Origin of the sequence: Bacteroides caecigallinarum, assembly GCF_021530995.1 — a bacterium.
Classification (GTDB): Bacteria; Bacteroidota; Bacteroidia; order Bacteroidales; family Bacteroidaceae; genus Phocaeicola; species Phocaeicola faecigallinarum.
The window spans coordinates 1-12,075 of record NZ_JADYTF010000109.1; the positions used below are offsets into that span (position 1 = coordinate 1).

At 40.8% G+C, this 12,075-nt stretch carries 11 protein-coding genes, 1 tRNA gene and 2 pseudogenes; 8 read left to right on the forward strand and 6 right to left on the reverse strand.

Annotation, left to right across the window (positions count from 1 at the left end; genetic code table 11):
* Window positions 1-203 (forward strand): annotated as a pseudogene (locus tag I6E24_RS13075) (hypothetical protein); the annotation flags it as partial.
* A gap of 1 nt (window position 204) precedes the next feature.
* The gene (metK, locus tag I6E24_RS13080) at window positions 205-1,245 is read left to right on the forward strand and encodes a methionine adenosyltransferase (protein ID WP_235328976.1); all 1,041 of its coding nucleotides are present in this window, start codon (window positions 205-207) and stop codon (window positions 1,243-1,245) included.
* A gap of 82 nt (window positions 1,246-1,327) precedes the next feature.
* On the opposite strand, the pseudogene I6E24_RS13085 reads toward metK, so the two are convergent.
* From I6E24_RS13085 to I6E24_RS13110, 6 genes and pseudogenes are all read right to left on the reverse strand, one after another.
* Window positions 1,328-1,810: pseudogene (locus I6E24_RS13085) on the reverse strand (DUF7258 domain-containing protein).
* Window positions 1,811-1,821: 11 nt separating this feature from the next.
* Window positions 1,822-2,043: a DUF3873 domain-containing protein gene (locus I6E24_RS13090; RefSeq protein ID WP_235328977.1), complete on the reverse strand. Its 222-nt coding sequence runs from the start codon at window positions 2,041-2,043 to the stop codon at window positions 1,822-1,824.
* 20 nt (window positions 2,044-2,063) lie between these two features.
* Complete coding sequence (locus tag I6E24_RS13095) at window positions 2,064-2,276, reverse strand: hypothetical protein (RefSeq protein WP_074024222.1); 213 nt, start codon at window positions 2,274-2,276, stop codon at window positions 2,064-2,066.
* Window positions 2,277-2,326: 50 nt separating this feature from the next.
* The gene (locus I6E24_RS13100; protein WP_235328978.1) at window positions 2,327-2,860 is read right to left on the reverse strand and encodes an antirestriction protein ArdA; all 534 of its coding nucleotides are present in this window, start codon (window positions 2,858-2,860) and stop codon (window positions 2,327-2,329) included.
* Window positions 2,861-3,660: 800 nt separating this feature from the next.
* The gene (locus I6E24_RS13105) at window positions 3,661-4,896 is read right to left on the reverse strand and encodes a site-specific integrase (RefSeq protein WP_068856477.1); all 1,236 of its coding nucleotides are present in this window, start codon (window positions 4,894-4,896) and stop codon (window positions 3,661-3,663) included.
* A 273-nt stretch (window positions 4,897-5,169) separates the two neighbouring features.
* Window positions 5,170-5,254, reverse strand: a tRNA-Ser gene (locus I6E24_RS13110).
* A 227-nt stretch (window positions 5,255-5,481) separates the two neighbouring features.
* On the opposite strand from I6E24_RS13110, the gene I6E24_RS13115 reads away from it, so the two are divergent.
* The 6 genes from I6E24_RS13115 (at window position 5,482) to tnpB (ending at window position 11,867) form a co-directional block, all read left to right on the forward strand.
* On the forward strand, window positions 5,482-7,467 hold the full coding sequence (locus I6E24_RS13115; protein ID WP_235328979.1) for a protein-disulfide reductase DsbD family protein: 1,986 nt from the start codon (window positions 5,482-5,484) through the stop codon (window positions 7,465-7,467).
* A 12-nt stretch (window positions 7,468-7,479) separates the two neighbouring features.
* Window positions 7,480-8,778, forward strand: a complete 1,299-nt coding sequence (locus I6E24_RS13120) for an L-cysteine desulfidase family protein (protein WP_235328981.1) — start codon at window positions 7,480-7,482, stop codon at window positions 8,776-8,778.
* A gap of 42 nt (window positions 8,779-8,820) precedes the next feature.
* Window positions 8,821-9,474 carry an RNA-binding domain-containing protein gene (locus I6E24_RS13125; protein WP_235328982.1) on the forward strand — a complete coding sequence of 218 codons (654 nt, stop codon included), beginning with the start codon at window positions 8,821-8,823 and terminating at the stop codon, window positions 9,472-9,474.
* Window positions 9,475-9,504: 30 nt separating this feature from the next.
* Window positions 9,505-10,905: an alanine/glycine:cation symporter family protein gene (locus I6E24_RS13130; RefSeq protein ID WP_235328984.1), complete on the forward strand. Its 1,401-nt coding sequence runs from the start codon at window positions 9,505-9,507 to the stop codon at window positions 10,903-10,905.
* A gap of 270 nt (window positions 10,906-11,175) precedes the next feature.
* Entirely contained in the window at window positions 11,176-11,541 is a 366-nt protein-coding gene (locus I6E24_RS13135; protein ID WP_235328985.1) for a hypothetical protein, read from the forward strand.
* Window positions 11,535-11,867, forward strand: coding sequence for an IS66 family insertion sequence element accessory protein TnpB (gene tnpB / locus I6E24_RS13140; RefSeq protein WP_148330882.1), 333 nt, complete (start codon window positions 11,535-11,537; stop codon window positions 11,865-11,867). Before I6E24_RS13135 ends, tnpB begins: the two co-directional genes overlap by 7 nt.
* The last annotated feature ends 208 nt before the right edge of the window (window positions 11,868-12,075 follow it).

The following is a 12,075-nucleotide window of genomic DNA, read 5'->3' on the forward strand; positions in this document are numbered from 1 at the left end:
ACTTATGCGAGCAATTTCGTAATATTTTTAGTGACAAAAAAAATGCAACTGAGAAACTCAAGTATGCTGTATATATGACTCTGGAATATGAAACAAGTCTGGCGTATAATAAAGCCCCTAATAATGATGCTGTTTATAAAAGATTGAATGAGAAATTAACACAAGAATGGGAAGAAATAAAGGAACGGTATGATATTCGATAATATGACAACATATACAACAGAAAGTGTTTTACAAGGGCATCCAGACAAAATTTGTGACCAAATTAGTGATGCTATTTTAGATGCATATTTAGAGGAAGATAAATTATGTCACACTGCTATTGAATGCATGGGATGTGGTGATAATTTAATTATTGCAGGAGAAGTAAGCCAACCCAATTTGATTGATATTGAATCTGTTATATGTCAAACATATAAGAATATTGGTTTTACAAATCAATTAAAAATAACAAACCTATTAAACAAACAATCTTCTCAATTAAATAATGCTATTATCAATGGAGGGGCTGGAGACCAGGGTGTTGTATATGGATATGCTGTAAATAATAAATTCAACTTTTTACCTTATGGGGCTTATTTATCAAATGAAATAGCAAAAGCTATTGATAAATATAGACGAACAGTCAATTATTTACGACCTGACGGAAAAGTTCAATTAACCATAGAATATGATAGAATTAAATGTTTGGTAATAAGTGTTCAACATACAGATGATGTTGAGAATGATTTTATTGAACATGAAATATCAACAAATGTTTTAGTGCCATTTTTAGATAACGCGGACATTGATATTCAAATTAGTAAAAACTCTAATTTTATAAATGGAGGTTTTATAAATGATACAGGTTTAACAGGACGTAAAATTATGGTAGATACCTATGGCGGACTAATACCTCATGGTGGTGGTGCTTTTTCGGGAAAAGACCCTAGTAAAATAGACAGATCTGCAGCATATATGGCGAGATTTGTTGCTAAAAATATAGTAGCTAATGGGTTTGCTCCAGAATGTAAAATAGCTATCGCTTATACATTCGGAGAAGAAACCCCAGTAATGGTAAGTGTTTTTACTGAAAAAGGAGTTGCATCACCTAAGTTAGTCAATTTTATCAAACATCATTTTGATTTTAGACCATTAGCTATTATTGAAAGATTAGGTCTTAGAGATATTAAATATTTGCCAACATCTACATATGGGCATTTTTCAAATTCTCATTATAATTGGGAACGACTAATTTCTTTATAGGGAAAAAGGTTTCTTTGTTACTTTCTTCACCGCAGGCTAGCTCATGAAAGAAAGTAACGGCGGCATTTCTGCCGCCTTTGTATCAACTGACTTTAAGGCTCTGTGTGGGCACATATTTCTCTAACCACACCTTTACCTGTTCTAGGTTGTATTTTCCCGTTATGACCGCCGTATGGTCGTTTATGGCTACAAACCTGACACTTTCATAGCTGTTTATCCAACCTTGCAAAGAAGAAACGCCCCAAGTGGAAACATCTTCAAAAACGCTACGGTCTATTTGGCTGATAGGCTCACCGAAAACTACTGTCATCGTCTGAAAGTCCGGTTCGTCTGCCAACAGTCGCAAATGGTGCAGCGTGCCGAACTCGTCCGTCTTGCGTCCCTATGCCCAATCTTCCGTGTACAAATCATCGCCCCACTGCTGCGGCTTATCGAAATGCACTTTCACGTTTACAGAATACTTGTTTTCCTCGATGTCCTCAATAACGCCCGTTACCATCATGCCCGTAAAAATACACTCGCAACGTCTGCCGATTAGGTTCTTGTTTACTTCTGTCGTTTTCATACCCTTAAAATTTATCTGTTATTACCCTGTTCTTTCTTTTCTATCCATTTATCCCGCCTGTGGCGGCACTCTGCCAGCGTTTTAGCCACTGTGGAAAACAGTTCCCCGTCCGTGTGGCGGTAGTCGTACTGGTAAAATATCCGTCCCTTGAATACGACCGGACGGTATTTTACAAACTTTTCCTCTCCCGGTGCTTGGGTGATGCTCACCCCGTTTCTGTTCAATGATTGCATGATATTCTGTTTTTTATTCGTTATATACTCAATAGGGAAAGCAACAGCAGGAAAAGCAGAGCCACGCACAACGCATAAAACGCCGACAGGCAGACCCGGAGCAGGAAACAGGCGGCACGAAATACAAGATATGCCGTTACCGCCGTGATTGCTCCGGCTGTGCAGGCGAGCCGCCACACAAGGCAGAACAATAACACCCGCAGGATGATTTTATAAATGCTTTTCCGTTTCATCGTTTCTCTGTTTATGCGGGCAGGGCTTTTAACCCCGCCCGAATGGTCGTTTAAGCCGCCCTGAATACAAAACCGTCATCAAACCAATAGTCGCACATGAACAAATCACGGGCAAACTGCTTGTAGTCGAAATAGGTCTTTGCGAACTCCGGCAGGTCGTAACATTCCTCTACAATCCGGTAGGCAAAATCTTCTTCATCGTCATATTGCCCTTGATACTCGTCCCAGAAATGCCTAACAAGGTCGTCCGCATCTTCCTCGCTCAAATCATGGCTTTTGTAGTTGCACCACACGAAAAAGGCTTCCTGTTCGGTGTCGCCCAACTTTTCCACCGCATCCCGCAAGGTGAAGAAGTTCTCTGAAATCCAGCTTTCGCCGATTAGGTTTTCCGGTACGTTCTCCCAGTCCTGAAACATATACTCCGCATCTTCCTCGTCCTTGTGAAGCTCCCGGCAGGCTTCGTAAAAATCTTCCTTGTCCGAATAGTCCGACAGGTCAAGCCATGCCCCGAACAATGAACCGTTGTTGTACTTGCCATAAGTGCCTACATAAACTCTTGCTTCCGATAATGTTGCTACTTCCATATCCTGTAATTTTTAAGTTTTTAATTTTATGCGGATTTGAGAGGTGAGGGAGTTGAAGTTTCACTGAACTTTTTTCCTGTTTCCCGTAAATCCGACTTTTTTTTTATGCGTCTTCCGGTCGGGTCGGTCGTTTTCGTTTCACATAGGCTTAAAAGGGCAGTGTTTAGAGTTTGCAGGGTTTTGTGGAAAAAATACCTCGCAACGAATGTCGCAGGGAAGATTTTTTCGCCAAACCTGAAAAGGCTTGACCTTGCAAACCCGTGAAGAACACGTAACTACCTTTGCCTATTGAAATGATAAAAACGACCTCCCGGTTGGAGGACTGCTTAATGAGGAAGATTTACAGGTTGGGAAACAGGGGAAAAGTTCTTGTTCCTCATTCAGTCCATTAGGGAATTGCCTATGAGGGCGGGAAAAACAAGTGTATCGGGAGTTCACCTTCCGATACTCTTGTGCGGGTTTCCAAAGGCTCTTTTCACGAAAGACAGTCTGCGATGCCATGCACCGCTGGCGTTTCGAGGAATGTGGCTTTGGAAAAGGATATAAAAAATACGGGTAGTTCACAGACTGCCCGCATGATGGATGATAGCCATTGGCGAAATAGGCGTATGACGAATGTTGTCAGGAGTTATCACAAATTGTGATAGCTCCCGATCATCACTCGTCTTTGCCCAACTCAAACATGGAATAACCGGGAAAGCATCTGCAAGCCCATAATTGTATATTTTAAGGATTAAGTAATGTTGGAATAATGCAGCAAGAACAGGTCGCAGTTTACGACCTGTTCCCTATAATCAAAATCACATGGCGACTTCCTTATAAATCTTTTCGATACCGACAAATTTCTTGTCAAGCCCCTGCATATCGCTGCTAATCTTGTTGTTAGTGATGCGGGCGTAAATTTGTGTTGTTTCAATGTTAGTATGTCCCAGCATCTTGCTGACGGTTTCAATGGGCACACCCTTTGCCAGCGTGGTGGTCGTGGCGAACGTGTGCCGGGCAAGATGGAATGTGAGGTTCTTTTTAATCCCGCACACATCGGCAATCTCTTTCAGGTAGGCATTCAGCTTTTGGTTGCTGATTATAGGTAATATCTTTCCGTCCGGCAGCTTGCCTTTGTATTTCTTCAATATCATTTTGGGAATATCCAACAGGGGAACATTCACGTCCGTGTTGGTCTTTTGCCGCTTCGTCATTATCCACAGATTACCGTCAAATGACTTTCGGATATTCTCTTGCCGCAGGTTGGCAACATCACTGTAAGCCAGACCGCAGAAACAGGAAAAGATGAACAAGTCCCTGACGTGTTCCAAACGCTCGGAAGCCATTTTCTTTTTGAGGATGATTTTTATCTCGTCTTCCGTCAAATAGCCCCTGTCCACTTTTTCCAGCCGGATTTTATAGCTGGCGAACGGGTCTTTGTCCAGTATGCCATTGTTTCGGGCTATGATGATGATGCGCTTGAAAAACTGCATGAACTTGGCGGTGGTGTTGTAACCGCACTTGCAGGCTGTACGCAAATATAACTCGAAATCGGTAATGAACATCGGGGTTATTTCCCGGATGGAAATATCAGAAAGGTTATATTTACTCTGTATAAACTCCGCAAGGTGACGGCGTGTAACCTCATACTTGCGGTAGGTCGCTATCGTCTTGGATATGCCAACAAGCTGTTTCACGTCCTCATTGTGCTTTTGGAACAAGGTAAGGATGGTTTCGTGGTTCTCGCTGTGTCCCAAAAACTCGTTTTTAACTTTCTCGGCAGTAACGTAATTATCACGCCGCTGCATTTCGTGGTAGATGGTGTTCAGCGATGCGTTTATATCGCTTAACATACGGTTGATACGTCCGGCTTCCGCTGTGCGTCCGATAGCCTTGCCAGCCTTACCGTCCCACATTTCAGGCAGCACGTCCAATTTAGTATTAAAACGGCTTGCCACACCGTCCACTGTGATACGGGCGAAAAGGGGGTACGCACCGCCCGCTTTCTGCTTGTCTTTCTTTGCGTAAAAGCAAATGTTGAATGTCGATTTCATATACTCACTTTTTAGTTACAAAAATACTGTAAATGCTTAAAAATGAGTTTTATGCAGGCTCGCCAAACACCGACAGAAGTTCGCCAATTTCCGACTATCTGTACCCCCTTTTTGATTTTGTTTGTCGGGGGTACGAGTTAGGTTAGAAACCTTGTCTTTTAGGGGCGAAAAAATGTACTTTAAGGCAGACACAAGGGGATAAAAAAAGTCCCACAAATCATTGAATTTGTGGGACTTGTCTGTTCGTTGTCCGGTTTTGTCCGTAACGTTCAGCGGAGAGACAGGGATTCGAACCCCGGGTACCTCGCAGTACAACGGTTTTCAAGACCGCCGCAATCGACCACTCTGCCACCTCTCCAAAACTCCTTTCGAAGTGCTTTATTTCTCAAAAGCGATGCAAAGGTATGCTTTTTTTTTGAACATACAAACTTTTAAACAAAATAATTTATCTTTTTATCAAAAAAAGCTCTCAAAGGAACATCAACACATAAAAAAATCATATAAGAGAAGACTCAGAAACAAGAAATAATATAAAAATGCGTATCTTTGCAAAAACATTATCAACTCTTAATTTTATTGTAACAAATGACAAAAAGATTATTGTATTGCTGGCTATTGTCAGTTATCTTAACCTTACCGGCTCTGGCGCAAATACAAGAGCCTATAAAATTCAAGACTGAATGGAAACAAAATTCAGATACTGAAGCGGAAATAGTATTTAACGCCACAATTGACAAAGGATGGCATGTATATTCAACAGAGTTAGGAGAAGGAGGTCCAATCTCGGCCACTTTCAATATAGACAAAATAGAAGGTGCCGAAACTGTAGGAAAACTTACTCCTGTAGGTAATGAAATAAATGAAATGGACCCTATTTTCGGTATGAAAGTAAGATACTTCAAAGATAAGGCTACTTTCATTCAGAAAATAAAAATAACTGATGGAAACTATAATATAAAAGGATATCTGGAATACGGAGCATGCAATAATGAAAATTGCCTCCCTCCTACCAGCGTTGATTTTAATTTCAATGGAACAGGCGTAAACGTTGCATCTGGTAGCGATAATAACAGTGAAACTGTAGCCAATACTGAAAACGGACTTGAACTGTCTCCTCTGAAACTTGGAAATTCAGAAAAAACAGATTATTGGAAACCTGTAATAAATGAATTGAATAGCTTCGGTGAACACGCTGGAGAAGAATCTATGTCATGGATATACATATTCCTTACAGGTTTGGCCGGAGGACTTCTTGCTTTGTTCACTCCATGTGTATGGCCAATCATTCCGATGACAGTAAGTTTCTTCCTCAAACGTACAAAGGATAAAAAGAAAGGTATACGCGACGCATGGACTTACGGTGCTTCTATCGTAGTAATATATCTTACTCTTGGACTTGCTATCACACTTATTTTCGGTGCAAGTGCTCTTAACGCATTGTCCACAAATGCTGTTTTCAACATTCTGTTCTGTCTGATGCTCCTGGTATTTGCAGCATCATTCTTCGGAGCATTTGAAATTACTCTACCTTCAAAATGGAGCAATGCTGTCGACAGTAAAGCCGAACAGACTACAGGACTGTTGAGTATATTCCTTATGGCATTCACATTGTCACTTGTATCATTCTCTTGCACAGGTCCTATTATCGGTTTCCTGCTTGTAGAAGTTTCTACTACAGGTAGCGTGGTAGCTCCTGCCATCGGTATGCTTGGATTTGCAATCGCACTTGCATTGCCTTTCACACTTTTTGCCCTGTTCCCATCATGGCTCAAATCAATGCCTAAATCTGGAGGATGGATGAATGTTATTAAAGTTACATTAGGATTCCTTGAACTGGCATTCGCATTAAAGTTCCTTTCTGTTGCCGATCTTGCATACGGATGGAGAATACTTGACCGCGAAACATTCCTCGCTTTGTGGATAGTAATCTTCGGACTTTTGGGTATGTACCTGTTAGGCAAAATCAAATTCCCTCATGATGACGACGACCAGAAAGTAAGCGTACCAAGATTCTTCATGGCCCTAATATCTCTGGCATTCGCCATTTATATGATACCAGGTCTTTGGGGAGCTCCACTAAAAGCAGTCAGTGCATTCGCTCCACCTATGCAGACACAGGATTTCAATCTTTACAAGAATGAAGTTCACGCTAAGTTTACAGATTATGAAGCCGGTATGGAATATGCCAAAATGAACAAGAAGCCTGTCATGATAGACTTCACTGGATATGGATGTGTAAACTGTAGAAAGATGGAACTGGCTGTTTGGACAGACCAGAATGTGAGCAAGCTATTGACAGAAGATTATGTACTTATCACACTATACGTTGACGACAAGACTAAATTGGCTGAACCTATTACTGTAACAGAGAACGGCAAGGAACGTACTTTGCGTACTGTAGGTGACAAGTGGAGCTATCTGCAACGTTCCAAGTTCGGAGCAAATGCACAGCCATTCTATGTACTGGTGGACAATGAAGGTATGCCTCTAAACAAATCATATTCATACGATGAGGACATCAATCTATATATAGATTTCCTTGAAACCGGTTTAAAGAACTACAAAAAATAAATAATCAGAAAGATGATTTCAAAATCAGAAAGAGAGCAAATAATTGCCCTGATAAAGAAAGAAGTTGTTCCTGCGATAGGTTGTACAGAGCCTATCGCAGTAGCTCTTTGTGTAGCTAAAGCAACAGAGACATTGGGAAAAAAACCTGAAAAGATATCAGTACTGCTTAGCGCAAACATCCTGAAAAATGCCATGGGTGTTGGAATTCCCGGTACAGGCATGATAGGACTTCCTATAGCTATAGCGTTGGGCGCAATCATCGGAAAATCAGATTATCAGCTTGAAGTCTTAAAAGACTGTACACCTGAAGCCGTAGAAGAAGGCAAGAAAATGATTGACTCGCAAGCCATTGAAATAGGCCTAAAATATGGTATTGAAGAAAAACTGTACATTGAAGTAAAATGTTCGGCCGAAAAGGATGAAGCAACAGCAATAATCAGCGGTGGACATACAAATTTCGTATATGTAAGCAAGAATAGCGATGTCATTCTGAATGAAAAGGTGGCCGGTGAGAACGAGTTAAACGATGATGATCTCAACCTCAGCCTGCACAAGGTTTATGAATTTGCCACTACAGCTCCACTGGATGAGATAAGATTTATCCTTGAGTCAAAACGCCTCAACAAGCAGGCTGCTGAACGTTCTCTTAAAGGTCATTACGGACATGAACTGGGCAAGACACTGATGGGATGCAAAAATGAAAGAGACATTATGGGAGACAATACTTTCACTCATATACTTTCATATACATCGGCTGCATGCGATGCGCGTATGGCAGGTGCCATGATTCCAGTGATGAGCAATTCAGGAAGCGGTAATCAGGGTATAGCGGCCACTATGCCTGTAGTGGTATATGCTGAAGATAACAACAAGACAGAAGAAGAACTTATTCGTGCCCTGACATTGAGCCATCTTACTGTAATTTATATCAAACAGAGTCTCGGTCGTCTCTCCGCACTATGCGGATGTGTGGTAGCTGCTACAGGTAGTAGCTGTGGTATAACATATCTCATGGGAGGAGAATATCAGCAGATAGTTTATGCCGTACAGAATATGATAGCCAATCTTACGGGTATGATATGCGACGGAGCAAAACCTAGCTGTGCACTGAAAGTTACAAGTGGAGTATCTACAGCTGTATTCTCTGCCATTATGGCAATGGAACAGAAGTGTGTAACTTCCGTAGAAGGTATAATAGAAGATGATGTTGATTTGAGTATAAGAAACCTTACCAGAATCGGCTCTGTAGGAATGAACGAAACGGATAAGGTAGTACTCGACATCATGACTCACAAGTCTTGCGAATATTAAAAGACTATTCATATACTACACAAACACAAAACTAAACTCATTATGCACCCTACTGACGAATCTTATATACTAAAACTGATTGACGAAGGTGAACACGTCCATCAGGATTTTAAATTCGCTATTTCGGATGCAAGGAAAATAGCCAAAAGCATATCCGCCTTCTCAAATACTGAAGGCGGAAGACTTTTGGTTGGAGTAAAAGATAACGGAAAAATAGCGGGCGTGCGCTCTGAAGAAGAAATTTATATGATAGAGGCCGCCGCAAAAATGTATTGCAAGCCTGAGGTGAATATCTCGAACAAGATATACCGAGTTCAGGGCAAAGATATTCTTGAAGTTACTATAGAAGAGAGTAAAAACAAACCTGTCTGCGCAATTGATGCAGAAAACAAGGCATGGGCATACGTCAGAATAAAAGATGAGAATATTCTTGCTGATACAGTTTTCCTAAACAGATGGAAATATAATAAAGAAGATGAGAGAGTTATCGTAACATACTCTGAGCGAGAAAAACATCTTCTGAATGTATTGGAGAAAAACGGAGAACTTACATTAAACAAATGCAGTAAATTATCAAACATCCCAAGGATAACAACAAGCAGACTGCTGGCTGATTTTATCAGATTTGAACTTGTAGAACAAGTTTTCAGAGAACATACATTCTATTTCAGACTAAAGGAAGATATCACATTATAACATTTAATAATATAGAACATTCAATTGATAATGAACATTGTAACAGATTTTATTAATCAGGCTAACGACATTCTTTGGACATACATACTTATAGCAATGCTGCTGGGTTGTGCACTGTGGTTCAGTTTCAAGACCAGATTTGTACAATTCAGAATGATTGGCGAGATGATAAGACTGCTCGGCGATTCTACAGCAAAAATAGACGGACACGAAAAACACATATCATCATTTCAGGCATTTACCATTTCTTTGGCAAGCCGTGTAGGGACAGGTAACCTTGCGGGAGTAGCCACAGCAATAACCGTGGGCGGTCCGGGAGCCATATTCTGGATGTGGATTATCGCCCTTCTTGGAGCTAGCAGTGCTTTCGTAGAATCAACACTGGCACAACTCTTTAAAATAAAAAGCAAACACTCATATATCGGAGGTCCGGCATACTATATGGAGAAAGGACTGAAAAAACGCTGGATGGGAATTATCTTTGCCGTGCTGATAACTATCACATTCGGTTTTGCATTCAACTCCGTACAGAGCAATACAATCTGTGCGGCTTTCGACAGCGCGTTTAATATACCACCTATATATATGGGAATTGGAATTACTGCACTCACAATAATCATAATATTCGGCGGTGTACACTGGATAGCAAATGTAAGCAGCATACTTGTTCCTATAATGGCACTGGGATATATAGTTCTGGCTCTCTATATTGTAATAAGCAATATAACTCACATGCCAGACGTAATAGCTCTGATAGTAAAAAATGCATTTGGCATGGAGCAGGCTATCGGTGGAGGTATAGGCGCAGCTCTTATGCAGGGTATAAAAAGAGGATTGTTCAGCAATGAGGCCGGTATGGGTTCTGCTCCAAACGCAGCTGCTACTGCACACGTAACCCATCCTGCAAAACAAGGATTTATCCAAGCTCTAGGAGTGTTCACCGACACATTATTAATATGTACATGTACAGCTTTCATAATTCTTTTCAGCGGAGAGAACACGAATGCCGGACTTGACGGAATACAACTCACACAGGCAGCTCTGAACAGCCAGATTGGAATTATCGGAAGTACATACATAGCCATTGCGATATTGTTCTTCGCATATAGCAGCATACTTGGAAACTATTATTACGGCGAAGCCAATATAAGATTCATAACCAAAAACCAGCAAGTAGTACATGTTTACCGTGTGCTTGTAGGAGGAATGGTATTTTTCGGTTCCATAGCAAGCCTAAATCTAGTGTGGAGCCTTGCCGACATCACTATGGCTCTTATGGCAATATGTAACCTTATAGCAATCATCATGCTTGGCAAATACGCTTTCAGGCTCCTTGATGACTACATGAAACAGAAGAGAAGCGGAATAAAAAGCCCGGTCTTTACTAAAGACCGAATGAAAGACATCGAAGAAGATATCAGTTGTTGGTAACATTTTATTAACTTTGTACCGAAAAATAAGACATAAAAAAACTACCATAGATTATTAACTGTATTTATGGTAGTTTTTTCGTTAATTTAAAAAGTGTTTGCATGGATAAAAAGTTCAACATAATTATTGCTGATTTATACAGGGAGCACCAGTATAAGCTTTATATCCATGCCCTCAATCTGATTAACGATGGTAACCATCCAAAATTGGCGTATTGACTAGCATGGCTCTTTCTCATACCTTTGTGCTAAACTTAAAACTTGAAAGATTATGTTTAGCGAAAAAGACTTTGAAAGACTGTGGTTCCTCTACAAGACCGAAGGTGAACCCAAAGGAGTTTCCATCAACTCATTCTGCATTAGCAACAATATTCCATACACGGCATTCTATGACTGGTTCAAGAAGACACAAAAGAAGGTTGTACCTGTAGAAGTGGAAGGAATTCCTGAAGAGTTGATTCAGGCTGGTAATGAAGAACAGCAGGATGTTGCTAAAGACAAGCCCAAACGTACAACTCCCCATAAAGGAAGCATCATGGTGACGATAAGAACCCGTGAGGGCTTGCGCATACAAAAGAAAGGCTTAGACTATCAGGGGCTGAAAACACTGGTGGAGAAACTGGAGGGCTTATGCTAAGTATAAACGGACTGCATAACTTCTATTATCTTCCTGAACTTCATGACATGAGATGCAAGGCCCAGCGTATATGCGAGATAATCCGCGGCAGATATCACCGAGATCCTCTGAACGGAGACGTTTACATGTTTATGTCTAAAGACCAACGCAAGGTTCGTATGATACACTATGAGCGCAATGCCTACTACCTTCATGAGAAGTCCTTCATAAAGGGTTATAAGTTCATGAAAATAGAGCGTAAGGACGATGTGACAGTGTATAAGATAGACTGGAAAGACCTGGTCACGATACTTGAAACTCCGGTGATAACGAGCATAAGAATTTAATGATAAAACTCTGATAATCAGCAATAAAAGTTCTCTAAATATTTGCAAGTCTCACTGAAAATGAGTATCTTTACATAAAATTGTGCGACAAGAAGTCGTACAAGTAATTGTTCAGCATGATGTCTGAACCTGTTGTTCCGTCAACAGTAGCCTAAAGAGGCGTGCTTTACGAGTAATTGTTTGGTGCGAAGCCCTCTTGACAATATGG